Source organism: Telluria sp. AIW5, assembly GCF_056680575.1.
The window spans coordinates 4511157-4537497 of sequence record NZ_CM155289.1 but is presented as its reverse complement, the minus strand read 5'-3'; the positions used below and the strand labels follow the sequence as shown (position 1 = coordinate 4537497).

General features: G+C 65.4%; 23 protein-coding genes and 2 tRNA genes. 16 read left to right on the top strand and 9 right to left on the bottom strand.

What is annotated here, in order from left to right:
* Positions 1-11 precede the first annotated feature (11 nt).
* On the bottom strand, positions 12-1163 hold the full coding sequence (locus AC1MEM_RS20060) for a GNAT family N-acetyltransferase (protein WP_499473496.1): 1152 nt from the start codon (positions 1161-1163) through the stop codon (positions 12-14).
* 97 nt (positions 1164-1260) lie between these two features.
* Here AC1MEM_RS20060 and AC1MEM_RS20055 point away from each other — a divergent pair, with 97 nt between their 5' ends.
* A complete protein-coding gene (locus tag AC1MEM_RS20055) occupies positions 1261-3315 on the top strand; it encodes an NAD(+) synthase (RefSeq protein WP_499473494.1) in 2055 nt (684 codons plus the stop codon).
* Between the two features lie 28 nt (positions 3316-3343).
* Positions 3344-3682, top strand: a complete 339-nt coding sequence (locus tag AC1MEM_RS20050; protein WP_498574490.1) for a P-II family nitrogen regulator — start codon at positions 3344-3346, stop codon at positions 3680-3682.
* 19 nt (positions 3683-3701) lie between these two features.
* On the opposite strand, the gene AC1MEM_RS20045 is transcribed toward AC1MEM_RS20050, so the two are convergent.
* The 4 genes from AC1MEM_RS20045 to trxB form a co-directional block, all read right to left on the bottom strand.
* Entirely contained in the window at positions 3702-4310 is a 609-nt protein-coding gene (locus AC1MEM_RS20045; RefSeq protein WP_499473492.1) for a trimeric intracellular cation channel family protein, read from the bottom strand.
* A gap of 207 nt (positions 4311-4517) precedes the next feature.
* Entirely contained in the window at positions 4518-6698 is a 2181-nt protein-coding gene (locus AC1MEM_RS20040; RefSeq protein WP_499473490.1) for an ATP-binding protein, read from the bottom strand.
* Between the two features lie 148 nt (positions 6699-6846).
* On the bottom strand, positions 6847-7518 hold the full coding sequence (locus AC1MEM_RS20035; RefSeq protein ID WP_499473488.1) for a Smr/MutS family protein: 672 nt from the start codon (positions 7516-7518) through the stop codon (positions 6847-6849).
* A gap of 19 nt (positions 7519-7537) precedes the next feature.
* Positions 7538-8497, bottom strand: coding sequence for a thioredoxin-disulfide reductase (gene trxB / locus AC1MEM_RS20030; protein WP_499473487.1), 960 nt, complete (start codon positions 8495-8497; stop codon positions 7538-7540).
* Between the two features lie 182 nt (positions 8498-8679).
* On the opposite strand from trxB, the gene AC1MEM_RS20025 reads away from it, so the two are divergent.
* The 7 genes from AC1MEM_RS20025 (at position 8680) to AC1MEM_RS19995 (ending at position 16309) form a co-directional block, all read left to right on the top strand.
* Positions 8680-11163, top strand: a complete 2484-nt coding sequence (locus AC1MEM_RS20025; RefSeq protein ID WP_499473485.1) for a DNA translocase FtsK — start codon at positions 8680-8682, stop codon at positions 11161-11163.
* Positions 11164-11275: 112 nt separating this feature from the next.
* Complete coding sequence (gene lolA / locus AC1MEM_RS20020) at positions 11276-11908, top strand: outer membrane lipoprotein chaperone LolA (protein ID WP_499473483.1); 633 nt, start codon at positions 11276-11278, stop codon at positions 11906-11908.
* A 108-nt stretch (positions 11909-12016) separates the two neighbouring features.
* The gene (locus tag AC1MEM_RS20015; RefSeq protein WP_499473482.1) at positions 12017-12961 is read left to right on the top strand and encodes an NADP-dependent oxidoreductase; all 945 of its coding nucleotides are present in this window, start codon (positions 12017-12019) and stop codon (positions 12959-12961) included.
* A 113-nt stretch (positions 12962-13074) separates the two neighbouring features.
* The gene (locus AC1MEM_RS20010; protein WP_499473480.1) at positions 13075-14379 is read left to right on the top strand and encodes a replication-associated recombination protein A; all 1305 of its coding nucleotides are present in this window, start codon (positions 13075-13077) and stop codon (positions 14377-14379) included.
* 98 nt (positions 14380-14477) lie between these two features.
* Positions 14478-15773: a serine--tRNA ligase gene (gene serS / locus AC1MEM_RS20005; protein WP_499473478.1), complete on the top strand. Its 1296-nt coding sequence runs from the start codon at positions 14478-14480 to the stop codon at positions 15771-15773.
* A 104-nt stretch (positions 15774-15877) separates the two neighbouring features.
* A tRNA-Ser gene (locus AC1MEM_RS20000) sits at positions 15878-15967 on the top strand.
* A 252-nt stretch (positions 15968-16219) separates the two neighbouring features.
* Positions 16220-16309, top strand: a tRNA-Ser gene (locus tag AC1MEM_RS19995).
* A gap of 140 nt (positions 16310-16449) precedes the next feature.
* Here AC1MEM_RS19995 and AC1MEM_RS19990 read toward each other — a convergent pair.
* A complete protein-coding gene (locus AC1MEM_RS19990) occupies positions 16450-17391 on the bottom strand; it encodes a methyltransferase (RefSeq protein WP_499473476.1) in 942 nt (313 codons plus the stop codon).
* 176 nt (positions 17392-17567) lie between these two features.
* On the opposite strand from AC1MEM_RS19990, the gene AC1MEM_RS19985 reads away from it, so the two are divergent.
* The 5 genes from AC1MEM_RS19985 to AC1MEM_RS19965 all read left to right on the top strand — a co-directional run bounded on the left by AC1MEM_RS19985 (position 17568) and on the right by AC1MEM_RS19965 (position 22689).
* Positions 17568-17744, top strand: coding sequence for a hypothetical protein (locus AC1MEM_RS19985; RefSeq protein ID WP_499473474.1), 177 nt, complete (start codon positions 17568-17570; stop codon positions 17742-17744).
* Complete coding sequence (gene ypfJ, locus AC1MEM_RS19980) at positions 17741-18628, top strand: KPN_02809 family neutral zinc metallopeptidase (protein WP_499473473.1); 888 nt, start codon at positions 17741-17743, stop codon at positions 18626-18628. Before AC1MEM_RS19985 ends, ypfJ begins: the two co-directional genes overlap by 4 nt.
* A gap of 197 nt (positions 18629-18825) precedes the next feature.
* Positions 18826-20010 (top strand): zinc-dependent alcohol dehydrogenase, encoded by a 1185-nt coding sequence (locus AC1MEM_RS19975; RefSeq protein ID WP_499473471.1) that lies wholly within the window; start codon positions 18826-18828, stop codon positions 20008-20010.
* 10 nt (positions 20011-20020) lie between these two features.
* Positions 20021-20623, top strand: a complete 603-nt coding sequence (locus AC1MEM_RS19970) for a hypothetical protein (protein WP_499473470.1) — start codon at positions 20021-20023, stop codon at positions 20621-20623.
* 221 nt (positions 20624-20844) lie between these two features.
* The gene (locus AC1MEM_RS19965; protein ID WP_499477705.1) at positions 20845-22689 is read left to right on the top strand and encodes a M4 family metallopeptidase; all 1845 of its coding nucleotides are present in this window, start codon (positions 20845-20847) and stop codon (positions 22687-22689) included.
* Positions 22690-22825: 136 nt separating this feature from the next.
* On the opposite strand, the gene AC1MEM_RS19960 is transcribed toward AC1MEM_RS19965, so the two are convergent.
* Together AC1MEM_RS19960 and AC1MEM_RS19955 are read right to left on the bottom strand one after the other, a co-directional pair.
* The gene (locus AC1MEM_RS19960) at positions 22826-23548 is read right to left on the bottom strand and encodes a M23 family metallopeptidase (protein ID WP_499473468.1); all 723 of its coding nucleotides are present in this window, start codon (positions 23546-23548) and stop codon (positions 22826-22828) included.
* Positions 23549-23581: 33 nt separating this feature from the next.
* Positions 23582-24586, bottom strand: a complete 1005-nt coding sequence (locus tag AC1MEM_RS19955) for a L,D-transpeptidase family protein (RefSeq protein WP_499473466.1) — start codon at positions 24584-24586, stop codon at positions 23582-23584.
* Between the two features lie 114 nt (positions 24587-24700).
* Between AC1MEM_RS19955 and AC1MEM_RS19950 the strand changes: the two genes are divergently transcribed.
* Entirely contained in the window at positions 24701-25000 is a 300-nt protein-coding gene (locus AC1MEM_RS19950) for a 2Fe-2S iron-sulfur cluster-binding protein (protein WP_499477703.1), read from the top strand.
* On the opposite strand, the gene AC1MEM_RS19945 is transcribed toward AC1MEM_RS19950, so the two are convergent.
* The gene (locus AC1MEM_RS19945; RefSeq protein WP_499473465.1) at positions 24969-25922 is read right to left on the bottom strand and encodes an alpha/beta hydrolase; all 954 of its coding nucleotides are present in this window, start codon (positions 25920-25922) and stop codon (positions 24969-24971) included. The genes AC1MEM_RS19950 and AC1MEM_RS19945 overlap by 32 nt on opposite strands.
* Before the next feature lie 131 nt (positions 25923-26053).
* Here AC1MEM_RS19945 and AC1MEM_RS19940 point away from each other — a divergent pair, with 131 nt between their 5' ends.
* The gene (locus AC1MEM_RS19940; protein ID WP_499473463.1) at positions 26054-26233 is read left to right on the top strand and encodes a hypothetical protein; all 180 of its coding nucleotides are present in this window, start codon (positions 26054-26056) and stop codon (positions 26231-26233) included.
* The last annotated feature ends 108 nt before the right edge of the window (positions 26234-26341 follow it).

The window sequence follows — 26341 nt, the reverse complement described above, 5'->3', positions numbered from 1 at the left end:
GCAGGGTGGGCTCAGGAGTCCACCCTGCGAAGTCCTTTGAACGGATTACGCTCGTTCAGCTCACTGATGTAATCGTCGATACCGCCCGCCTCGCGTTCGAGGAAACGCTCGATCGCATCCGCGAACGCGGGATGCGCCAGCCAGTGCGCCGAGAAGGTCCGCGTCGGCAGGAAGCCGCGCGCCATCTTGTGTTCGCCCTGGGCGCCGCCCTCGAAGGTCTTGATGCCTTGCTCGATGCAGAACTCGAGCGGCTGGTAATAGGCCGCCTCGAAATGCAGGCAGGGCACGTGTTCAAGTTCGCCCCAGTAGCGCCCGTACAGGGTATCGGCGCTGTGGATCACCAGCGAGGATGCGATCGGCCGGCCTTCGCGCTCGGCGATCACGAGGAGGATATTCCCGGGCATCGTGCGGCCGATGCGGCGGAAGAAATCGAGGTTCAGGTAGGGCGTCGAATGGTGCGCCGCGTAGGTGTGGCGATAGCAGCGGTTGAACAGCTTCCAGTCCGCATCCGTGGCGTCGATACCGCGCACGCGCCGCAGCGTAACGCCGGCCTCCGCCACCTTGCGCCGCTCGGCGCGGATGTTCTTGCGCTTCTTCTGCTCCAGCGTGGCGAGGAACTCGTCGAAATGCGCATAGCCGGGATTGAGCCAGTGGAACTGCACGCCGCTCCTGAGCGTGAAACCCGCCGCTGCCAGCTGGCGCGCATGCGCTTCCGGCGGGAACAGGATGTGGGTCGACGACACTTCGGTCGCGCGCTGGGTCGCCTGCAGCACGTCGATCAGCGCGGATCGCGCCTGCGCGTCGACCGCCAGCAGGCGGGGGCCGGCCACCGGCGTGAACGGCACGGCCGCCAGCAGCTTCGGATAGTAGTCGAGCCCGTGGCGCTGGTAGGCATCGGCCCAGGCCCAGTCGAACACGTATTCGCCGTAGGAGTGGCCTTTCACGTAGAGCGGCAGGGCCGCGGCCAGGGTGTCGCCATCGTAGAGCGCGATGTACTGCGGCTGCCAGCCGGTCTCGGGCGAAGCGCTGCCCGACTCGTGCAGCGCGTGCAGGAAAGCGTAGGAAAGAAACGGGTTTGCTTCGTCCTGCAGCGCCAGCAGGCCGTCCCAGGCTGGCTGGCCGATCTCGGACAAGGAAGAAACGATATGCGTGCGATAATTCAAGTGATCTACTACCTAAAAGAAGAAGTGCGAGAAGTGCTTTCCGGGGACCGGCGCAGCTGGCTGGCGATCCGTACTTCCCGCATGCGAAAGGGGCTCAATGAACAACCGATTTTTTAACCTGTACTCGCATGGATTCGCGCGCGTGGCCGTGGCCATTCCCCGTTGCCGCATCGCCGACCCGGCCTACAACGTCGAGCAGACCCTGGACCTGGCGCGCCAGGCGGCAGGGCAGGGCGCGGCCCTGGTCGCGTTCCCGGAACTGGGCCTGTCCGCCTACAGCTGCGACGACCTGTTCCACCAGAAGACCTTGTTGGACGCCTGCATGGAAGGCTTGCAAGCGATTGTCGAAGCGTCGAAGGACCTGCCTCTGGCGATGGTAGTGGGCCTGCCCCTGCGGGTCAATCACCAGCTGTTCAATTGTGCGGCCGTGGTCGCGAACGGGCGCGTGCTGGGGCTGGTGCCGAAGAGCTACCTGCCCAATTATGGCGAGTTCTACGAATCGCGCCAATTCAGCGCCGCCGAATGCGCCGCCGTCGACACCGTCGAGCTGTTCGGCGAGAGCGTGCCCTTCGGGCCGAACCAGGTGTTCGAGGTAGAGAACCTGCCGCTGCTGCGCTTCCACGTCGAGATCTGCGAAGACGTCTGGGTGCCGGTACCGCCGTCCTCGTTCGCCGCGATGGCCGGCGCGACCGTGCTGGTGAACCTGTCGGCCTCGAACGTGCTGGTCGGGAAGAGCACCTACCGCCACCAGCTGGTCAGCCAGCAGTCGGCGCGCTGCATGGCGGCCTACCTGTACACCTCGGCCGGGCGCGGCGAATCGAGTACCGACATGGCCTGGGATGGCCAGGCGATCATCTACGAAAAGGGAGAGATGCTGGCCGAGTCGCAGCGTTTCCTCGACGAGTCGCACATCATCTTCGCCGACGTCGACCTCGAGCGCCTGTCGCAGGAGCGCATGCGCGCCACCACCTTCGCCCAGTCGGCGCGGCGCCATGCGCAAGAGGTGGCGAGCTTCCGCGTCCAGCGCGTGAAGCTGGCGCTGCCTTTCGAATCCACGCTGCCCTTGCAGCGCGAGGTCGAGCGCTTCCCCTACGTGCCGGCCGACCGCGCCTTGCGCGACGAGCGCTGCACCGAGGTCTACAACATCCAGGTGCAGGCACTGATCCAGCGCCTGTCCTCGAGCGGCATCCAGAAGGTGGTGATCGGCGTCTCGGGCGGGCTCGATTCGACCCACGCGCTGCTGGTCTGCGCCGCCGCGATGGACCGCCTCGGCCTGCCGCGCACGAACATCCTCGCCTACACGATGCCGGGCTTTGCCACCAGCGGCCGCACGCTGCAGCAGGCGCACGCGCTGATGGACGTGGTGGGTTGCACGGCCCGGGAAATCGACATCCGCCCGAGCTGCCTGCAGATGCTGAAAGACCTGGGCCACCCTTACGCCGAGGGCAAGGAGCAGTACGACGTCACCTTCGAGAACGTGCAGGCGGGCGAGCGCACGAATCACCTGTTCCGGCTCGCGAACCACCTCGGCGCGATCGTGATCGGCACCGGCGACCTGTCCGAGCTGGCGCTGGGCTGGTGCACCTACGGCGTGGGCGACCATATGTCGCACTACAACGTGAACGCCAGCGTGCCGAAGACGCTCATCACGCACCTGGTGCGCTGGGTCGCCGAGACCGGCGCGGTGGTGAAGGGCGGGGCGGAAGTGCTGCTGAACGTCCTCGGCACCGAGATCAGTCCGGAGCTGGTGCCGGGTACGGGCCGCGACGACAAGCCGGCCCAGATCACGGAAAACGTGATCGGCCCGTACGAGCTGCAGGATTTTAATTTGTACTACATCCTGCGCTACGGCTTCACGCCCTCGAAGGTGGCCTTCCTGTCGTATTCGGCCTGGCGGGCGAGGGACGAAGGACGCTGGCCCGACGAGCACGGCGCGCGCAACGAATACGAGCTCGCGGCCATCAAGCGCAACTTGTCGATCTTCTTGTGGCGCTTCTTCAAGACCAGCCAGTTCAAGCGCAGCTGCGTGCCGAACGGGCCGAAGGTCGGCAACGGCGGCTCGCTCTCGCCGCGCGGCGACTGGCGCGCGCCGAGCGACTCCGAAGCGACGGTCTGGCTCGACGACCTGGCCAACATCCCCGACACACAATAAAAACCATTCATTCAAAACAGGAGCAGACATGAAACAGATTACCTGCGTAATCAAACCTTTCAAACTCGACGAAGTACGCGAAGCCCTCGCCGACGTCAACGTGACCGGCCTCACCGTCACGGAAGTCAAAGGCTTCGGCCGCCAGAAGGGCCATACCGAGCTGTATCGCGGCGCCGAATACGTGGTCGACTTCCTGCCGAAGGTGAAAATCGAAGTGGTGGTGGACGACGGCGTGGTCGACCAGGTGGTCGACGCCATCATCAAGGCGGCGCGCACCGGCAAGATCGGGGACGGCAAGATTTTCGTGCAGGATGTGCAGCAGGTGATTCGCATCCGGACCGGCGAGACCGGCGCGGACGCGGTTTAAGCGCACGTCAAATGGGGCGTCAACGCCCCATTTGAATATCGAACTTCCAGGTCACCAGCCGCAGCACGCTGATGAACAGGGCGCTGCTCCACAGCGCGAAATCGTGCGACACGCTCGTGTACAGGCCCATCAGCAAAAACATCCAGTTGCCGAGGAAGGCGCAGATCGCATAGGGCTTGCCGTCCCTGAATACCATCGGCACTTCGTTGCAGACGATGTCGCGCAGGACGCCGCCGAAAATGCCGGTGATCACGCCCATCATCGAGGCGATGAAGAGCGGCATGTTGGCGTCCAGCGCCGACGACACGCCGGCGATCGAGAACAGGCCCAGGCCGACGGCATCGGCAATGACGATCAGGCGCTCGGAGACCATGTGGCGCAAGGTGCGGATGAGCGGGGAGGCGATCAGGGCCAGCACGAAAATCAGGATCGCGTATTCCTGGTGCGTGACCCAGAACAGCGGACGGCGGTCGAGCAGGATGTCGCGCAGGGTGCCGCCACCGAAGGCGGCGATGAAGGCGACCGTGAAGACGCCGACCAGGTCCATGCGCTTGCGGCGCGCCTCGATGAAGCCGGAAAACGCCCCGACCAGGATCGCCATGATTTCGATGAACTTGATGAGGGTCATGCAGCGGCTTATTCTGTTGGCGTGTTGCTAGCCTAACATGCGGCAGACTTTCTCTGCCACTGGCGGCTGTGTAACGTAGGGTGGGCATGCCCACGCGTTTTCACCGTCCGATGTCCGGCGACGCCGAATGCGTGACGCGACGCATGCGGCACATCGCATGTACACGCAAACACAAATCATCCGCCGTACCGCGTGGGCATGCCCACCCTACGCTTCGGCCAGCGGCAGGCGCACGCTGAACACGACTTGGCCATCTTCATGGTGGTAGGCGATCTCGCCCCCGTGCTCGCGCACGATGCTGGCCACGATGTACAGTCCCAGCCCCATGCCGCTGCGGTTACGCGGGTTGTGCAGCGACGAACGCTTGAACGGATTGAACAGCGTCGCCGCGAGATCGTCGGCAATCGGCGAGCCATTGTTCGCCACCTCGAGCGTGGCCCAGCCGGCCCCGGCCTTCAACAACACGCGAATCGGGTGGCCAACGTGTCCGTGATGACGCGCATTGCTCAGCAAATTCGACAGCACCTGGGACATCCGCCCGGCATCGGCGCGCACCAGGGTCGGTCCCGGATTCGCGTACTCATAGCGAATCGTCGGATACGCGAGGCGCATCTCGTCGACCAGGTCTTCGGCCAGCGCCGCCAGGTCGATCGGTTCGAGCAGCAAGCCCAGGCCCAGGCCGCCGTCGATGCGGCTCATGTCGAGCACCTGGCCGATCAGGCGCTGCATGCGGTTGCTCGACGACTGGATGCGCTTGCCCAGCGTCGGCTGGTTATTGCCATTGCCGCGCTCGAGCAGGGTGCCGGCCATGTTGATGGAGTGGAGCGGGTCGCGCAGGTCGTGCCCCAGCATGGCCAGCAGCTGGGCGCGCGTGGATTCGGTCTGGGCACGGCGTGCATTCGAGGCGCGCAGCAGTTCCGAGAGCATCAGCCGGGCATGGCTTTGCACCGGCGCTTCCCAGGGCTGGGCACGTCCGCGTACGGTTTCGTGCCAGGCGTCGAAAGAGCCGCGCGGGGTCAGGCGCGCACCCAGCGGGCCGTAGGTGATCGTCTTTTCCGGGCGTCCCGCCCAGGCCACCTGTTCGATCTGCTCGGTGCGCAGCAGCAGGCACCAGCCGCCGCCCGGCGGATCGAAGGGCAGTCCCAGCATGCCGACCCACTTGCCCAGCAGCGGCTGCAGCGCGGGCGGCCAGTCGTCGCGCCTGTCGCGCACCAGCAGGGCGCTGCCATCGTCCGGCAGCGAGCGCACGATGGCATCGAGCGTGGCGCCGTCGATTGCGCCGAAACTGGCCACTTTGCCGTTGTGGACGCAGACCATCGCATGCGAGCCGGTGGCGCCCTGCAAGGCCGCGGCATGGCGCGCCAGCGCGTCCAGCGGCTCCTCGTCGGTCAGCAGCGACTCGACCAGGCTGGTACGCACCTGCGCAGCCTGTTCAACCTGTTCGGCATCCTGGCGCGCTTCGATGCTCTGGATGGTCGAGGCCATGACCTGGGCCAGCACATCGGCCGCCATCCGGATCGCGTAGGGCACCTGTTTCGACGCCATGTGGTGGCAGGCCAGCAGGCCCCACAACCGGCCGTTGATCACGATCGATACGCTCATCGACGCGCACACGCCCATGTTCTGCAGGTATTCGAGGTGGATCGGCGACACGCTGCGCAGCACGCTGTAGCTCATGTCGAGCGGCAGCGCGCCGGGCACGCCCAGCAGCGGCACCGGCGCGTAGCCGACGCGTGCGATCATGCGCAGCGTGGTCAGTACGTACATGCGCCGCGCTTGGGCCGGGATGTCGCTGGCCGGATAGCGCTGGCCGAGGTAGGGCACCAGGTCCTCGCGCCGGGCCTCGGCCACGACATCGCCGCTGTCGTCGTCGCGGAAGCGATAGGCCATGACGCGGTCGAAACCAGTGAATTCGCGCACCTGGCGCACGGCCGTCTCCAGCAGGGCGTCGATGCTTTTCTGGCGCCGCACGCGCTCGATCGAACCGTGTGCCTTGACCGCGAACAGGCCCACCGCGTCGGCAGGCACGTCGCGCGTTTCGAATTCGGCGACGATGCGCCCGCGCGTGGCGTGCACGATGCAGTCGTATTCGAGGCCGCCCAGCCCGACGGCGGCCAGGGCCGGCGCGCACTCGCCGTCGACCTGGGCGCCAACGCAATCTTCGACCAGGCCGGCCACGGCTGCCGGCAGCGGCAGGCTGTCGAAGTGCTGGCCGGCCTGGAGCCGTGCCAGTTCGGCGGGCAGGTTCGCGCTCCAGCCCTCGACCAGGCCGTCGAGGCCGAAGAACAGCAGGAAGCCGTGCGGCTGGATGAATCCGGGAATGTGGATCGGTTCGTCCGCGCAGGATTGCAGGTCGACCAGGGGCGCCTCGGACATGGGAACGGTCAAGCTCGACTTCAATGGACTTCCCTTATGTTGGGCGCGGCGCGGAGGGCAACAGCAATCGCGGCATTCTACAACGCGCGCCAAACCGGTGTCGCCTCGACATTGTTGCAGCGTGGGGGGTGTGGTATCGACCCGGATGACAGCCCGGGTACTACAGGTCGAGCGCAGGTTTCAGCAGCACGATCAGGGCGCCGTTACCGCCATCGGCGCGGTTGGCGACACAGAAGGCCACCACCTCGTCGAGCTGCACCAGCCAGCTGTGCACGACCGAACGCAGCACCGGCTCGCCGTTCGGCGAACCATAGCCGACGCCGTGGATGATGCGCACGCAGCGCACGCCGCGGCGAATCGCGCGCCGCACGAAGTCGCCCACCTGGCCGCGCGCGACGTCACGCGTCATGCCGTGCAGGTCGAGTTCGTCCTGCACCGGCCAGTGGCGCTTGCGCAGCTTTTTCACCACGTCGGGACCGACGCCTTCCTTGGCATAGCTGAGCGTCGGATCGTCGTCGAGCAGGCCGTCGACGTCGAACTGGTCGGACAGCGACTGCTGCAGCACCAGGGCGTCGTCTTCTTCCTGCGACAGGGCGCGGCGGGCAGGGTGCTCGTTTCGCCCCCCTTGCAGCAGCGCTTCCTGCACCGGGCGGTAGACGTAGCGGTTCGACTCCGGCATCTTCTTGACGCCTTCCATCGCACCACGGAACTCGACTGCGCGTTCGCGCGCGATGCGCTCGCGCTTCTCGCGCTCGGCCTGTTCGATGGCGCGCACGCGTTCTTGTTCCCTGAGCGCGTCGCGCAGGGATTTCAGGTCGCCGAAGTCTTTCATGCCCGCCGTCGTTCTCCGCTTACTGGTCTTCCAGCGCTTCCAGGTAGCGCTGGGCGTCCAGCGCGGCCATGCAGCCGGTGCCGGAACTGGTGATCGCCTGGCGATAGATGTGGTCCTGCACGTCGCCGGCCGCGAACACGCCCGGCACGCTGGTGGCGGTCGCCATGCCCTCGTTGCCGCTGCGGGTCTTGATATAGCCGTTGTGCATGTCGAGCTGGCCTTCGAAGATCATCGTGTTCGGCTTGTGGCCGATCGCCACGAACAGGCCGTGCACGGTCAGGTCCTTGACCGCGCCATCGGCGGTGGACTTGAGCTTCAGTCCCGTCACGCCGCTGTTGTCGCCGACGACTTCGTCCAGCGTCTGGTTCAGCTCCAGCACGATCTTGCCCTCGGCAACCTTGTTCATCATGCGGTCGACCAGGATCGGCTCGGCGCGGAATTTCTCGCGGCGGTGGATCAGGGTGACTTTCGAGGCGATGCCGGCCAGGTACAGCGCTTCCTCGACCGCGGTATTGCCGCCGCCGATGACCGCCACTTCCTGGTTGCGGTAGAAGAAGCCGTCGCAGGTGGCGCAGGCCGAGACGCCGCGGCCCATGAAGGCCTGTTCCGATTCGAGGCCGAGGTACTGGGCCGAGGCGCCGGTGGCGATGATCAGGGCGTCGCAGGTGAATTCATGCGAGTCGCCGACCAGGCGGATCGGCTTTTCGTTCAGATAGGTCGTGTGGATGTGGTCGAACACGATGTCGGTATTGAAGCGTTCGGCGTGCTGCAGCAGGCGCGCCATCAGTTCCGGACCTTGCACGCCCAGCGGGTCGCCCGGCCAGTTCTCGACATCGGTCGTCGTCATCAGCTGGCCGCCCTGTTCGACGCCGGTCACCAGCATCGGGCTCAAATTCGCGCGCGCGGCGTAGACGGCGGCGCTGTAGCCGGCGGGACCGGAACCGAGGATCAGGACTTTGGCGTGTTTCTTAGTGGTCATGGGGTGCGAGGTAGTAAGGTGGAGAGTGGAAACTGGGGACGAAGGGGATACAAATCAAGTCACCGGATGCAGCCCGGATTATAGACGATGATGCGCACGAGCATGAATGATGGGGCCGTGTGCGGCCATATGGCTTAGAATGGCTGGATTCCGAAACGGCGAAGCCATCAGCACCCAGCAGCATGAGCAAGAAGAGTCCCGCACAGCCCCCGATCCCACCCCGTCATCCGTCCCCAAGGTCGCCGATGCCGCGCCGTCTCGCCCGTCTCCTGCTGGAGGCGCGCTGGATCGCCATGGCCGTCGCTTTCCTGTATTTCGTGCTGATATTGCTAAGTTACAACAAGGCCGATCCGGGCTGGTCGCACGCGAACACGGTCGCCAGCATCACCAACCTGGGCGGCAAGGCCGGCGCCTGGCTGGCCGACCTGATGCTGTTCATCTTTGGCTTCTCGAGCTGGTGGTGGGGCGTGTTGTTCCTGCGCGCCGTCTGGCGCGGCTGGCGCAAGCTGACCAATAAATTGCCGACGCCGGCCGAACCGGAACACCAGGACGAATTCATCGTCCGCTGGATCGGTTTCGGTTTGATGTTCGCCGGCAGCGTCGGCCTCGAATACCTGCGCATGTGGTCGTGGGACGTGGAACTGCCGCGCGCCCCGGGTGGCGTGCTGGGCCAGATGCTGGGCCACGCGTCCCAGGTTGCCTTCGGTTTCACCGGCGCGACGCTCTTGTTGCTGCTCTTGTTCGGCCTCGGCTTTTCGCTGTTCTTCCACGTTTCCTGGCTGGCCGTCGCCGAGCGCATCGGCGAGACCTTCGAGACGACGATGGACTGGTTCCGCATGCGCTATGAGGATCGCGAAGACCGCCGCCACGGGGAAGCGGCCGCCGTGCAGCGTGACGAAGCAGTGGTGACGGAACGGGCGAAAATCGAGAAGCCGGCGCCGTCGCGCCGTGCCGAGCCGATGCTGGACGACGATGACGAACCGGTGCATATGCCTGCGCCGGCACGCGTTGCGCCGTCTCTCGCCGCGCCAGCGCCAGCGCCTGTCGTCGCCGCACAAACGGTGCCGGCTGAACCTGCGCCGATGAAGATCGAGCCGCAGATGATGTCGGTGCCGAAAGGCGAGCGCGCCCAGAAAGAGCAGCAGACGCCGCTCTTCCGCGACCTGCCGGGCGACTCGCCGCTGCCGCCGCTGTCGCTGCTGGACGAGCCGCCGCCGGTGCAGGAAACCGTGGCCGTCGAGACGCTCGAATTCACGAGCCGCCTGATCGAGAAAAAGCTGTCGGACTTCGGCGTCGACGCCAAGGTCGTGGCCGCCTTCCCGGGCCCGGTCGTCACGCGCTACGAAATCGAACCGGCCACCGGCGTCAAGGGCAGCCAGATCGTCAACCTGGCGCGCGACCTGGCGCGTTCGCTGTCGCTGACCTCGATCCGCGTCGTGGAAACGATCCCCGGCAAGAACTACATGGCGCTCGAGCTGCCGAACCCGAAGCGCCAGATCGTGCGCCTGACGGAAATCGTCGGCTCGAAGGTCTATAACGACAGCCCGTCGAACCTGACGGTTGCGCTGGGCAAGGACATCGCCGGCAAGCCGGTGGTGGCCGACCTGGCCAAGATGCCGCACCTGCTGGTCGCGGGTACCACCGGTTCCGGTAAATCGGTCGGCATCAACGCGACGATCTTGTCGTTGCTGTACAAATCCGACCCGGCCGACGTGCGCCTGATCCTGATCGACCCGAAGATGCTGGAAATGTCGGTGTATGAGGGCATCCCGCACCTGCTCGCGCCGGTCGTGACCGACATGCGCCAGGCCGGGCACGCGCTGAACTGGGCGGTGAACGAGATGGAGCGTCGCTACAAATTGATGTCGAAGCTCGGCGTGCGTAACCTGGCCGGATACAACACCAAGATCCTGGACGCGCAAAAGCGCGAGGAGCACATCCCGAATCCGTTCTCGATCATGCCGGATAATCCCGAGCCGCTGGAAAAGCTGCCGACGATCGTCATCATCATCGACGAGCTGGCCGACCTGATGATGGTGGTCGGCAAGAAGGTGGAAGAGCTGATCGCCCGTATTGCGCAAAAGGCGCGCGCCGCCGGCATCCACCTGATCCTGGCGACCCAGCGTCCGTCGGTCGACGTGATTACCGGCCTGATCAAGGCGAACATCCCGACCCGCATCGCCTTCCAGGTGAGCTCGAAGATCGACTCGCGCACCATTCTCGACCAGATGGGCGCCGAAGCGCTGCTGGGCATGGGCGACATGCTCTACATGCCGCCGGGCACCGGCCTGCCGGTACGGGTGCACGGCGCCTTCGTGTCGGACGACGAAGTGCATCGAGTTGTAAAACATCTTCAATCGCTGGGCGAGCCGAATTACATTGAAGGCATCCTGGAAGGCGGCACGCTGGAAGAGGGTGGTGCCGGTGGTGGCGGCGACGCCATGGCAGGCGAGGGCGGCGGCGAGTCCGACGCCCTGTACGACCAGGCCGTGGCCGTGGTGCTGAAGAACCGCCGCGCGTCGATTTCCCTGGTCCAGCGCCACCTGCGCATCGGCTACAACCGCGCCGCCCGCCTGCTCGAGCAGATGGAGCAAAGCGGCGTCGTCTCGCCGATGCAAAGCAACGGCAACCGCGACATCCTCGTGCCGGCCACCCAGGCGGAGTAAACGGCTGGCTGTTTGCTCCCGCACCGACTGATAACGGTTGTGCACCGTAGGGTGGGCTCTCGAGCCCACGCGTTCGTACCCCTGCACGCCGCACACTAAACAAAGGACCACGATGCCCAACATCAAAAACACCATCGCCGCAATGCTCACTGCAACCCTGGCCATCTCCGGCGCCGCCCACGCATCCGCCCTCGACCAGTTCAAATCCTTCGTCGCCACCACCAAGGCCGCCAAAGGCGAATTCACCCAGCAACAACAGCGCAAATCCCAGACCGGCAAGATCTCGCCCATCTCCAGCGGCAGCTTCGTCTTCGCCCGTCCCGGCAAGTTCATCTGGAACTACCAGAAACCCTACGAGCAACTGCTGCAGGCCGACGGCGACCAGCTCTACATCTACGACAAGGACCTGAACCAGGTCACCGTCAAGAAACTCGGCAACGCCCTCGGCTCTTCGCCCGCCGCCATCCTGTTCGGCAGCAACGACCTGGAAAAGAATTTCACCCTGTCCGAAGCGGGCACCCGCGACGGCCTCGAATGGCTGAACGCCGTGCCGAAGGCAAAGGACACGACCTTCGAACAGATCAGCATCGGCCTGAAGAACGGCACGCCGGAAGCGATGGAACTGAAGGACACCTTCGGCCAGACCTCGGTGCTGAAGTTCACCAGCTTCCAGCGCAATCCGTCGCTGGGCGCCCAGCAGTTCAAGTTCGAGATCCCGAAGGGGGCCGAGGTCAGCAAGCAGTAAACAACTGTTTGCCAATGTGAAACAATTGTTGTGCCCGGGCGTGGCGGCGCGCCGCCCCGGCGGCCCTTGCCGTAGAATCGTCAGCGACGACGACGGCAAGGAGCAGGCATGAAAGCAGTACGCATCCATCAGTACGGAGGGCGCGAAGTCCTCTCCATCGACGACATCCCGGTCCCGGCCATCGCGCCGGACGAGGTGCTGGTGCGGGTCGTCGCCGCCTCCATCAATCCGGTCGACTGGAAGGTCCGCGCCGGCTACCTCGCGCACATGATTCCCCACGCGCTGCCGCTCACGCTCGGCTGGGACGTCTCGGGCGTGGTGGCGGACGTCGGTAGCGCGGTGACGCAGTGGCAGGCCGGCGACGCCGTGTTCGCGCGTCCGGACCTGGCGCGCAATGGCACCTATGCCGAGTTCGTCGCGATCCGCGCCGGCGAGTGCGCGCGCAAGCCGCGTACCATCTCGCACGTCGAAGCAGCCTCGCTGCCGCTGGCCGGCATCACCGCCTGGGAGGCGATGGTCGACGTGGCCAAAGCGGGGCCAGGCCAGCGCGTGTTGGTGCATGCCGGCTCGGGCGGCGTCGGCTCGCTGGCGATCCAGATCGTCAAGGCGGCCGGTGCCACCGTCATCGCGACCACATCGGGCCGCAACCGCGCCCTGGTCGAATCGCTCGGCGCCGACCAGGTGGTCGACTACACGACGACGGCCGTCGCGGAGGCGGTCGAACCCGTGGACGTGGTCTTCGACACCATTGGCGGCGCGGTGCAGGAGGCCTCGTGGGCGCTGCTCAAGCCTGGCGGCATCCAGGTATCGATCATCAGCCCGCCAGACGAAGCGCGTGCGGCCGAGTTGGGCGTAAGCGGCGTGCGCGGGGCGTTTGTCTTCATCGGGCCGAACGCGCCGGTGCTCGATGGCCTCGCCGCGATGGTCGACGGTGGCACGCTGCGCCCGATCGTCGGCGCCGAGTTCGCGTTGGCCGACATCGCCGCCGCGCATGCGCTGAGCGAGAGCGGGCGCGCGGTGGGCAAGATCGTGCTGTACGTGGGCACGCCCTGAGTCGGCGCAAGCGGGCACGGACGCAGCCCGCGTCCGGCGCATCGGCTACACTAGCCGCATGACCAACAATCCCATGATTTCCATGCTCGCGCCCCTTGCCACCGGAGTTCTCCGTGGATGATCTGTTCAAGCACGAACCCGCGGCCCCGCTGGCCGAGGCCCTGCGTCCGCGCACGATCGACGAAGTCATCGGCCAGAGCCATTTGCTGGGACCGGGCAAGCCGCTGAACCTGGTCTTTAAATCCGGCAAGCCGCATTCGATGATCCTGTGGGGCCCACCGGGCGTCGGCAAGACCACGCTGGCGCGCCTGACCGCCTATGCCTTCGATTGCGAGTTCATTGCGCTCTCGGCCGTGCTGTCGGGCGTGAAGGACATCCGCGCCTCGGTCGAGCAGGCCGAACAGTACCTGGCGCGCGGGAAGCACACGATCCTGTTCATCGACGAGATCCACCGTTTTAACAAGTCGCAGCAGGACGCCTTGCTGCCCTTCGTCGAATCGGGGCTCGTGACCCTGATCGGCGCGACCACCGAAAATCCATCGTTCGAAGTGAACTCGGCACTGCTGTCGCGCTCGCAGGTCTACGTGCTCAAGGCCCTGACCGACGACGAGATGCGCCTGCTATTGAAGCGCGCGCAGGAGCGGGTGCTGGCCCATCTGAAATTCGACGAGATCGCGATTTCCACCCTGATCGGTTACGCCGACGGCGACGCGCGCCGTTTCCTGAACCTGCTGGAGCAGACCAAGACCTCGGCCGAGACAAGCGGTATCACGACGATCACCGGCGAGTTCGTCGACAATGCGCTGACCCTGAATTCGCGCCGCTTCGACAAGGGCGGCGACAATTTCTACGACCAGATATCGGCCCTGCACAAATCCGTGCGCGGATCGCATCCGGACGCGGCCCTGTACTGGCTGTGCCGCATGCTCGACGGCGGGGCGGACGCCAAATACCTGTCGCGCCGCATCGTGCGCATGGCCTGGGAAGACATCGGCCTGGCCGACCCGCGCGCACTGCAGGTCGCCAACGATGCCGCCACGACCTACGAGCGCCTCGGTTCGCCCGAAGGCGAGCTGGCGCTGGGACAGGCCGTCGTGTATCTCGCGATCGCGGCCAAGAGCAATGCCGGCTACAACGCCTTCAACGCCGCCATGGCCTTTGTCCGCAAGGACAAGTCGCGCGAGGTCCCGGTCCACCTGCGCAATGCCCCGACCAAGCTCATGAAAGAGCTCGGCTACGGCCACGAATACCGCTACGCCCACGACGAGCCGAATGCATATGCGGCCGGCGAAACCTATCTGCCCGAGAACATGCCGGAGCCGCGCTGGTACCAGCCGGTGCCGCGTGGGGTGGAAGCGAAGATCGCGGAAAAGCTGGCCTTCCTGCGCCAGCTCGATGAGGACGCCAGCGAGACGTGAATCTCGGCGTCAAGAACCGCTGCCCACTTGGTACAATTGCGGTTTAGACAAACTGCGCGACATACTGCCGGCCTGACCCATACTACGATATCCCGACAATGATAGACATCCAACTCCTCCGCAAAGACATCGACACCGTCGCCACGCGCCTGGCCGCGCGCAAGTTCCAGCTCGACGTGGCTGGCTTCAACGCGCTGGAAGCCGAACGCAAGGCGATCCAGACCCGCACCGAAGAACTGCAGGGCAAGCGCAATTCGCTGTCGAAACAGATCGGCATGTTGAAGGGCAAGGGCGAGGACACCTCTGGCGTGATGGCGGAAGTCGCGGGCCTGGGCGACGAGCTCAAAGCCAACGAAGCATCGCTGGCCGACGTCCAGCGCAAGATGGCGGAATTCATGGAATCGATCCCGAACCTGCCGCACGAGTCGGTACCAGGTGGCGTCGATGAATCGGGCAACGTCGAAGTACGCAAGATCGGCACGCCGCCATCGTTTGACTTCGAGGTGAAGGACCACGTCGACATCGGCGAAAAGCTGGGCCTGGACTTCGACACCGCAACGAAACTCACCGGTTCGCGCTTCTCGGTCATGAAGGGCGGCATCGCGCGCCTGCACCGCGCGCTGGCCCAGTACATGCTCGACACGCATACCGACAAGCACGGCTATACGGAGTGCTACACCCCATACATGGTGAACGCGGACTCGCTGCGCGGCACCGGCCAGTTGCCCAAATTCGAAGAAGACCTGTTTTCGGTGAAGAAGGGCGGCGCGGAAGGCGAGGGCGAGACCTTCTACCTGATCCCGACCTCGGAAGTCACGCTGACGAACACGGTACGCGACGAGATCGTGCCGCTGGATGCGCTGCCGATCAAGATGACGGCGCACACCCCATGCTTCCGCTCGGAAGCCGGCAGCTATGGCCGCGACACCCGCGGCATGATCCGCCAGCACCAGTTCGACAAGGTCGAGATGGTGCAGGTCGTGCATCCAGAGCAGTCGTACGCCGCGCTGGAAGAGATGGTCGGCCATGCCGAAACGATTTTGCAAAACCTTGGCCTGCCATACCGCGTGATGTCGCTCTGCACCGGCGACATGGGCTTCGGCGCGGCCAAGACCTATGACCTCGAGGTCTGGCTGCCGGCGCAGAACACGTACCGCGAAATTTCCTCGCTGTCGAACTGCGAAGCCTTCCAGTCCCGCCGCATGGGCGCGCGTTTCCGCAACGCCCAGAACAAGCCCGAATTGCTGCACACGCTGAACGGTTCGGGCCTGGCAGTGGGCCGCACGCTGGTCGCGGTGCTGGAGAATTACCAGCAGGCCGACGGCAGTGTCGTGATTCCGGAAGTGCTGCGTCCGTACATGGGTGGGCTGGAGCGTCTGTCTCCGGCAGCCTGAGCGTAGCCTCGTGCGAATTTGGGAAGGGCGCGATTTTGCTCTTCCGTTTTTGCCCGGGGCTGGCTATAATGTTTGTCTCTTGCAGCGACCGTGACACCGATTTAGGAGAGGTGGCAGAGTGGTCGAATGTACCTGACTCGAAATCAGGCGTACGTTAAATCGTACCGTGGGTTCGAATCCCACCCTCTCCGCCAATAAATAAGAAAGGACTCCCTCGGGAGTCCTTTTTTATTTGGTGGCGGAGAGGAGGGAAGCGCCTGCGCGCTTCCCGTGTGGCGCCAAGGCGGTAGATTCGAAGACCCGCGCATACGGGAGGCTGGGCACTTGTGCCCAGTGGAACGGCGATCAGTGTTGGTTCCCCTGATGCATCCAACATCGTTCCCTTGCACAACACCCGATCGCTCGCTATAATGCGAGCCTCTTGCAGCGACCGCAACACCGATTTGGGAGAGGTGGCAGAGTGGTCGAATGTACCTGACTCGAAATCAGGCGTACGTTAAATCGTACCGTGGGTTCGAATCCCACCCTCTCCGCCAAAAAATAAAAAAAGGCTCCCTCGGGAGTCTTTTTTTATTGCGTGATCGGTAGCGCAGGCGCCAGGTATCGGGTCTGCGACCGCACGTAAACCGCGTGGGCACAAGTGGCCACCCTAGGGTACGCAGACGTTCGTGGCGCATCAAGCCCGCTTCGTCGCCCGCAACCACACCGCCGCAATCCGCTCCACCTCTTCATACCCCTCGCAATCGAGCTGCCCGCCGAAGATATCCGGATCGAGCTCCTCATACGTCCACGACTCGCAGGCCGCCGCCAGGCGCGGCCGTATCGTCTCGAGGAACTCGTCGCGCCCGTCGACGATCGCAATCCCCGTGTACAGCAGCAGCGTCCCGCCCGGCGCCAGCCGATCGAGCGCCGCGTCGACGATCTGCAGCGACAGGCCCGCCCCGCGCATGTCCCCGCCGTGGCGATAGCGCAGCTTGCGCGGATCGAGGATGAAGGGCGGGTTCGACAACACCAGGTCGAATTCGCCGTCGAGGTCCTTCAGCAGGTCGCTGTGGCGCGCCTGCACGTTGTGCGTGCCCGCAAGCCGTGCGTTGACGCCGGCCAGCGCCAGCGCGCGGTCGTTGATGTCGGCCGCGAACACCTGCGCCCCGGGAAAACGCGCTGCAACCTCGATCGCGCCCGGCCCGCCGCCGGCGCCGATGTCGACCGCGCGGCGCGGCGGCCGCAGGTCGGCCATCGCACGCTTCAAGGCCGCGACATAGCGATAGGTATCCGGCCCGAAGAAGACCGCATCCTCTTCATGTGTCGGAAACGCCGAGTGAAAATACAGTCGGGTGCCAATCGTTGAAGCGCGCACCGTAGAACACAGCTGGCCGTCGCGCTCGACAACCACGCCGGCCCGCCGCATTAACGACGTAATGTCCGCGGGAAGCACGCCGTCGCGAAACGGCCGGCTCCAGCCGAAGACGCCGCGCAAGTCCTGCGCCGAGGAATTTCCGGGCCGGCCGTTGACGCGCCGGTGCGTGGCCGGCGTGACGGTGGTGAACTGGTAGCCTGCTTCCTGCAGGGCCCGGCCCAGCGCGAGCAGGGCCTCAATATCCTGGATGGTGGCGGTCATGACGCCAGCATGGCTGATGGGGTCTGCGGCCTCTGTACGATGGCGCACCGAAGCTGGGGGATGGCGGGCGCCGCTTATGTGAATGCCCGAACATACTGCGTGACGGGACACGTCCATACTGGAGGACATGTTCAAGTTGGCAACGGTGCCGGCGCGACGACATTTTTAGGATAGCCATGAAGCCATTACTCCCGGATCAGGAACACGCACGCATCGACCGCGAGGTCGCGCGCGAGCGTCAGGAACGCAGTCTCAACGATGAAGCCCGTGCCGGCCTGGCACTCGACGACGAATTCCGCATGAAAGATGCGCGCGAAAGCATGAATTCGTCCAGCCTGCGGCGGGCACGATGAAGTGGGAAGGCGACCGCGAGAGCAGTAATGTCGAGGACAACCGTGGCGGTGGCGGTGGCGGGGGCGGTGGCGGTTTCAATATCGGCCGCGGTGGGATAGGACTCGGGACGGTGGCGATTGCGCTGGTGGCCTCGATTTTCTTTGGCGTCGACCCGGGCACGGTGATCGGCATGCTCGGCGGCGGCGGCGGACCTGCCCCGCAGGTGCAGCAGCAGCGCGCCCCGAACGCGCCCCAGGCCAACGACCGCGAGACGCGCTTCGTGCGCACGGTGCTGGCCTATACCGAAGACGCGTGGACGCCGATCTTCAAGGCTCAGGGCAGCACCTACATCCCGCCGAAGCTGCAGTTGTTCGAAGGCCGCACGCAAACAGCCTGCGGCGCCGGCAACGCGGCCACGGGCCCCTTCTATTGCCCGTCCGACCAGAAGGTGTACATCGACCTGAGCTTCTTCCGCCTGATGCAGGAGCGCTTCCACGTCGGCGGCGAGTTCGCGCAGGCCTATGTGATCGCGCACGAGGTCGGCCACCACGTGCAAAAGCTGATCGGCGTGTCCGACCAGGTGCACAACGCGCAGGCCCGCGCATCGGAGACCGAAGGCAATGCGCTGTCGGTACGACTCGAATTGCAGGCCGACTGCTTCGCCGGCGTCTGGGCTTACCACACCGAGAAGAAGGAAGCCTTCCTCGAGCAGGGCGACGTCGAAAGCGCGCTGGCCACCGCGACGGCGATCGGCGATGACACCCTGCAGCGCCAGTCGCGCGGCACCGTCGTGCCGGACTCGTTCACGCACGGCAGCTCCGAGCAGCGCGTGCGCTGGTTCAAGCGCGGACTCGAGAAGGGCGACGTGCAGCAGTGCAATACCTTCGAGGCACGCCAGCTCTGATGGATGCCTGAATAAGGCTGCCAGCAGGAACATCCCGTTTCCTGCTGCGAACGGAATGCGAACGCATGGCTAAAATCTGTTAAAAAACACGAGTTCGTTTCCGTGCGCGTATCGCAATTGATAGCGTTTTGACATAAGTTTAGCTTCTACGCGCTCATTCGCAAGGGTGAGTACCGCAAACTTTCGAGGAGGAATTTATGCTGGCAATGAACTATCGGGGGCCCTACCGCGTCCGCGCGACTCACAAGTCGGATCCCGTGATCGAACATCCGGGCGACGCCATCGTGCGCGTGACGCGCTCCTGCATCTGCGGCTCGGACCTGCACCTGTACCATGGCATGGTGCCGGATACCCGGGTCGGCCATACCTTCGGCCACGAGTTCATCGGCATCATCGAGGAAGTCGGCTCCCAGGTGCAGACGCTGAAGGTGGGCGACCGGGTGCTGGTGCCCTTCAATATTTTCTGCGGCTCCTGTTACTTCTGCCAGAAAGAACTCTACGGTAACTGCCACAACGTGAACGCGGAAGCCACCGCCGTGGGCGCCATCTACGGCTACTCGCACACGGCCGGCGGCTACGACGGCGGCCAGGCCGAGTACGTGCGCGTGCCGATGGCCGATGTGGCGCCAATCAAGATCCCGGACGATATTGTCGACGACGATGCCGTGCTGCTGACCGATGCGCTGCCGACCGGCTACCAGGCCGCCGAAATGGGCGACATCAAGGAAGGCGATACCGTCGTCGTGTTCGGCGCCGGCCCCGTCGGCATCTTCGCCGCGAAATCGGCCTGGCTGTTCGGCGCCGGGCGCGTGATCGTCGTCGACGAGGTGGAGTACCGCCTCGAATTCGTCAAGAACTACGCCCAGTGCGAAGTGGTGAACTTCAAGGACGTGGGCGACATGGCGCTGCACATCAAGAAGATGACCGACTGGCTGGGTGCCGACGTCTGTATCGACGCGGTCGGCTGCGACGCCGCCGGCAGCATGGCGCAAACCGTGACCGGGCGCCTGATGAAGATGCAGGCCGGCGCAGCCACGGTGCTGCACTGGTGCATCAACTCGGTGCGCAAGGGCGGCAATGTGTCGATCGTCGGCGTGTATGGCCCGACTTTCAACGCCGTGCCGATCGGGAATGCGCTGAACAAGGGCATCACGATGCGCATGAACCAGGCCAGCGTCAAGCGCCACCTGCCCCGCCTGATCGAGCACATCCGCGCCGGACACATCGACCCGAAGCAGATCATCACGCACCGCATTCCGCTGGAAGAGGTGGCCGACGCTTACCACATCTTCTCGAGCAAGCTCGATAACTGCATCAAGCCGATCCTGATCCCGCCGCGCGCCCACGAAGTGCGCGCCGTTGCGGCCAGCGCCGGCAAATAAGGAGAACCGCATGGAAAACGGAACCGCCCTGGTCAAGCACGACAACAACCCCGATCATGACCACGATTTCGAGAACACCCACGACCACACCCACCATCACCATGTGCAGCCCGAGTTGCGCCAGACCCGCCGCACGCGCGAGCAGCTGACGCACATCAAGGGCTGGGGCGCGGACCTCGACCACAAGAACCGTCCGGGCGTGCCGATGGAGCGTACGCCGCCGCGCTACACGCCGGCCGGCATGGCCACGCCGCAGGCACAGGAACAGAAGGTCGAGGTGCTGGTGTCGAACGAGCGTCCCGGCATCACCCAGCTGCACGGCTCGGCGCAGCCGCCGTCCGGGTTGTCGGGCATGCTGCGGCGCGCCGCCTTCAAGTTCAGCGAGAACGACCTGCGCCACTGGCTGATCCTGCTCGGCGCCGACCGCATCAATGTGGTCGAAGGGATTGTCGAGGACCTGGCCCACGGTCACGTCCCGAACATCCTCGGCGAGATGGGCCTGAAGGCGGAGCTGAAGCACAATCCGAAAGGCCTGGCGAAGAAGGTGGCGATCGCCGGCGCCATCGGCGCGGCTGCGTACTTCCTGCTGAAGGACCGCGACGAGTCTTATTGACGCACCCGGCTGACGCACCCGGCTGATGCGGACGGGCGCCGCCTGCCGCATCGCGCGGACGCCTCCGTCCCAACAGCTCCGCCGTTGCGTACTCGCGCAGCGGCGCAGCGGCGCACCGGCGGCGCGTCTTGCGTTTGAGCAAATTCCTTTTTTGAGCTTCATCCACACTTCGATGATGTCCGGCCCATTGTTGCGGCTGGGAACCTTCGAATGGAGAGATGATGAAGCTTCGAACCCGCCTGCTGGCCACGCCCCTTGCCGTCCTGATCGCAAGCGCCTGCGCGGCCGCCGCGACGCCGGCCGTGCCGACACCCATGATGAGTGCCCCGACACCGCCGTCTGCCGCCACCACGGCCGCCCTGGTGTCGAAGCTGGCCCAGGGGCGTGCGGCCTATGGCCTCGACAACAACCACAGCTTCACGGTGGCCCAGCAGCACCCCGGCATGCAGGGCACGCAGGTGGTGCGCGCCGCCCATACCTACAAGGGCCTGCGCGTGTTCGGCTCGGAGTCGGTGGTGGTGGTCGATGCGGGCGGGGCCATCGTTTCGGAGTCCGCCTCGACCCGGCGCCTGCACCTCGGGCACGGCGCCGCCAACCGGCTGGGCGCGGCCACGGCCGACTTCAAGGTCAAGCCCGCGATGCCACCGAAAGCCGCGATCGACGCCGCCGTCGGCGCCACGCTGGCCGCAGCCGGGCCGGATGCGACCCACATCACGCCCCCGAGCGCCGAGCTGCTGATCTATCCGGTCATGAAGACGGAGCGCGCGCCGGGCGCCGCCGACAAGGCGGAAGAGGAGTTGAACGCGCTCGACCTGCAGGAAGTCGTCGACCATTATGAGCTGGCCTACCTGGTACGCACCCGCATGCGGCGCGGCGACCATCCGTATTACCACGACACCATCGTCAGCGCGAACGACGGCCATATCGTCGATCGCTGGAGCGCCCTGCAGACGGTGATCGGCGTGGGAAAAAGCCAGTACAACGGCGAGGTGCCGATCAGCACCACCTTCAGCGAAGGCAGCTACAAGATGCTCGATCCCGAACGCGGCACCGGCGGCGTCTATGGCGCGATGGCCATCACGAATGCCGATGGCAGCAGCAACGCCGGCAAGATGTACACGCAGTCCAGCAATACCTGGGGCGACGGCAAGCAGTACATCCGCGGCGGCAGCACGACCGACGCCAACGGCCAGACCGCGGCGGTGAACGCCATGTGGGGCCTGATGAATACCTACGACACGCTGAAGAACGCGCTTGGCTGGCATTCGCTCGACGGCCAGAATACGGCGACCTATATCGCCGTGCACGTCAACACGGCCTACGACAACGCCTATTACAGCGATACCTGCCGCTGCATGTTCATCGGCGACGGTTCGAGTTTCAACAGCCTGGGTGCGATCGACGTGATCGGCCACGAGATGGGTCACGGCGTCACCGCCGCCACCTCCGACCTCGTGTATTCGGGCGAATCGGGCGGGCTCAACGAATCGAGCTCGGACATCGGCGGCGAAGTGGTGGAAGCCTATGCGCGTGCCGGCGGCACCGGCGAGAGCATTCCGGCAAGCGGCAACGACTGGATGCTGGGCACCGAAATCGCCCGCGACAACATTCCGCTGCGCTGGATGTACCGCCCGAGCAAGGACGGCAGCAGCCCGGATGCATGGAGCACGTCATTGAAACGCCTCGACGTGCACTACAGCAGTGGGCCGAACAACCGGATGTTTTATTTCCTGGCGATGGGTTCCAGGGCGGACAAGGCGGGCGACTACTACAGCAAATTCCTCGTGAAATCACCCGCGGCCATGAGCGGTATCGGGACCGATAAAGCGTTCCGGATCTGGTTCAAGGCGAATACGACTAAGTTCACGTCGAGCACCAATTACGCCGATGCGCGCGCCAAGATGGTCGAGGCGGCGCAGGAGCTGTATGGGGCCGCCAGCCGCGAGGCAATTGCCGTGCAGCGCGCCTATGCGGCGATCAATGTGGGCGCGGATGTCGACGAGCCGGCGGCTGTCGAGCCCGCGCCGCCGGCGGAGACCCCGGCGGGCGTGCGGGCGCCGGGCTAGGGCGTCCACTGTAGGGTGGGCGCCCCGTGCCCACCGCAAAGCCTGCGCAGCGTTAGCAGCGATCGCCGCCAACAATGGTCATCATTCCGCGTGGGCACGGGGCGCCCACCCTACGTACGCCATGCCCCCGGCATGATTAATCGCCAAGCAGCGGATACGGATTGACCGGCATTCCCTTCCACCACTGCTTCTCCGGCGTCAACGCCACCACCGCGAAATGCAGGTGCGGCGCGTTCGGATCGGCGTTGCCGGTCGTGCCGACATAGCCGAGCAGCTCGCCGCGCTTGAGCTGCATGCCTTCCTTGATGCCGTCCGCGTATTTGTCGAGGTGGGCATAGTAATAGGCATGCTGCTCGCCCGGATCGAACTGGTACAGGGTCAGGCCGCCGGGTTTGCTGTCGAAGAGTTTTACCACCTTGCCGTCGCCGGCCGCGCGCACCGGCGTGCCTTTCGGCGCCATGATGTCGAGCGCTTCGTGGTGGCGTTCCTGGCCGCGCGGCTGGTCGAAGGTGTCGGTCAGTTTCGCATACGGCACGCCCTCGACCGGCACCAGCAGCTTGGCCGGCATGCCGCCGGCGGCCGTCAGTTCCGGCGCGGCCGGGGTCGCCGTCGACGATTGCGGGGCCGGGCGGATCGGCAGGTCGGCGTCCTGGAGGTCGGTCTGCACGAGACGGTCGGCAGGCGTGGCGCCCGCCGCGGGCAGGGCGGCGCGCGCGGGCGGATCGCTCGGCGGCGCGGGCACCGGGGCGCCGGCCGGCGCACCGCCGTCGGTGATGATCGGATTGGGCGCGTCAGCGAACTGGCGCAGCCCGACAAACAATCCACCGGCGCCCACCGCCACGCCGAGCAAAAACGTCATCAACCATCTCATCTGCACACCTCCTCCAGGTAATTACTCCTGCAATACGACTTGCGTACCCGCCGCGACCACGGCTGACACTTCGGCCGCGCTCCAGTTGGTCAGGCGGATGCAGCCGTGCGATTCGGTCTTGCCGATGAATTTCGGCACCGGCGTGCCGTGGATGCCGTAATGCGGCTTGGACAAGTCGATCCAGGTCACGCCGACCGGGTTGTTCGGGCCGGCGGCAATCGTCGCTTTCTTGTCGCCCGGCTCGGCATCCCAGAACAGTTTCGGGTTGTAGTGATAGGTCGGGTTCGGATGCACGCCGTCGATTTTCCAGTTGCCGATCGGCAGTGGGTCGTGTTCGCTGCCGGTCGAGGCCGGGTATTGCGCGATCAGGCGATCCGATGCGTCGAACAGCATCAGTACCTTGCGGCTGTCGCTGACGACGACTTTCGACGCCGCCGGCAGGGCCGCGCCGCCGTGCACGCTCGGCACGACGATCTGTTCGCCGGCACGGGTCAGGTTCTTGCCGGGATTCAGGCGCGTGATCAGCTCCGGGCTGGCGTGGAATTTCTCGCCGAGTCCCTCGGCCGGGGTCGCGTAGCCGAGCTTGGGCAGCTTGGCCTTTTCCATCATGTCCTCGGGAATCGGCTGGAACGGGCCGGCCACGTCTTCGTTCGTGAGCACGTAGTTGGTGAGCGTCGGCGTCGTGTCCTGGTTCAACGCATTCATGGTGGCGTCGTCGAGCTTGCCCGTCGCTTCCAGGTTGCGGGATTTCTGGAAGGCGCTCAAGGCCTGGCGCATGTTCGAACCAAAGGCGCCGTCGATCTCGCCCGGCGAAAAGTGCAGGCGGTCGAGCAGGACCTGGGCGCGCAGCATGCGCTCGAATTCGGCGCGCTCGGCGGTAGCCGTGTCGCTGGCGGCGGTTTGGCCCGGCTGCTGGGCAGCGGCTGGTTGCTGTGCCGCCTGCGGGGCAGACTGGCCGGCATTGGCGGCGAAGGGCAGGGCGCCGGCGAGGACGGCGAGGAAGAGGGGAGCGACGATTTTTTTCATATGGCACCTGCAATACTTGCTAAGGGAAACCCCAGCGTAGAGGCGCACCGCTCAGCGGTCTGTGCGGGAACGAACTCAGGCTTTCGGGGCCCGGGCGGCGCTACAATGGCGGCCATGACCATCGACGCCACCGTCCACACCATCACGCTGCTCCCGCTTGGCTGCAGCGTACCGGCATCCGGCGCGACCGTGCTGCACACGCTGGAAGCGGCCGGCATCGACCTGCCCAATTCCTGCCGCAACGGCACCTGCCGCACCTGCCTGTGCCGCCTCGCATCCGGCAGCGTGCGCTATCTCGTCGACTGGCCCGGCCTGTCGATCGAGGAAAAGCGCGACAACTACCTGCTGCCCTGCGTCGCCGTGCCGACGGGCGACATCGTCGTCAACGCGCCGCTGGCAAAGCGGCGGCCCTGACCGCATCCTTGTCCGTCGCCTTGTCCAGGGTATGCGCCAGCGCGCGTTCGATGGCGGCCGCCACCAGTGGCCAGGAGGGCGAGCTGGCCGCGACTTCGTCGTAATGGCTGGCGCCCGGCAGGATCACCACTTCGGCATTGTCGCCGGCCGCGCGTGCCCGCGCCGCGTAATCGTGCGCCACCCGCGGCGGCGAGATCGTGTCCAGTTCGCCCGTCACGAGGATCGTGTGGCTGCCGTTGGGCACCAGCTCGGCCGCATTGGTGTCCACGTAGACGTCGGGCCGCGTCGCGCTCGGCAGCCCCGCCAGTTCCGGTGTGTCGCGCCCGCAGCTCGACTTGATCAATGCGCGTTCCCGGCGCAGGTCGGCCAGGCCGCCCAGGCTGACGACGGCGCGCACCGGCAGCATCTGCGTGCGATGCAGGGGACTGCCGGCAGGGATGCGGGCGCGCCCGGCGATCCACTGCACCAGCTGCCCGCCGGCCGAATGACCGACCGCTACCACCCGCTCCAGGTCGAGGTGCTGCGACCCGGCCTGGGCCGCCAGCGCATCGAGGGCGGCATGCATGTCCTGATACATGCCGGGATAGCCGCCGCCGGGCTCATCGACGCGGCGGTATTCGACATTCCACACCGCGATGCCGCGCCCGACGAGCGCGCCGGCCATGTTGCGCAGCTGGTCGATGCCGCCGAATTCCTTGGTCCAGCAGCCGCCGTGGACCAGCACCGCGACCGGGTACGGGCCGGCGCCTTTTGGAACGAACAGCTCCGCGTACTGGGAGGGAGCGGGACCGTAGGCGACGCGCGAGGTGGGGGCGGGGCCGGACAGGGCCATGTAGTCGGCAAGTTTCATCGGGGTAGCCGACACGAGGGCCGGTGCAAGAGTGGAGAACAGGGTGGCCAGGAGCAGGAGGCGAATTTTCATCGGGCGGATGTGGACGGAAAACTTGCACTATACGCATGTTTTAGCCTTGCGCACGATTGAAAACCTCCTCCGTTCTTCCATGCTAGTCTGCGCAAAACGTCAATGTTTTCAACCACCACGGGAGATTTTCCATGAACGAATCGAAAGCGAACGATAACCAGAGCAAGCAGTCCGAGCACATGTCGGAAGAGGACCTGGCGAAACAGCGCGCCGGCAAGGACCACAAGAGCAGCCATGACCACATGTCGCGCGAGAAGGCCAGCACCAACGAAGGCGCCGGCGGCGGTGCCAAGCAGAAGCAGAACCACTGACCTGGGCAGGACGGCTGAGGCTATCCACCTTTGACCACCACGGCGGCGCGGTCCTCCCGGCCGCGCCGTCTTCGAGTACAACCCGGAGCACGACCTTTTCGAAGCGAG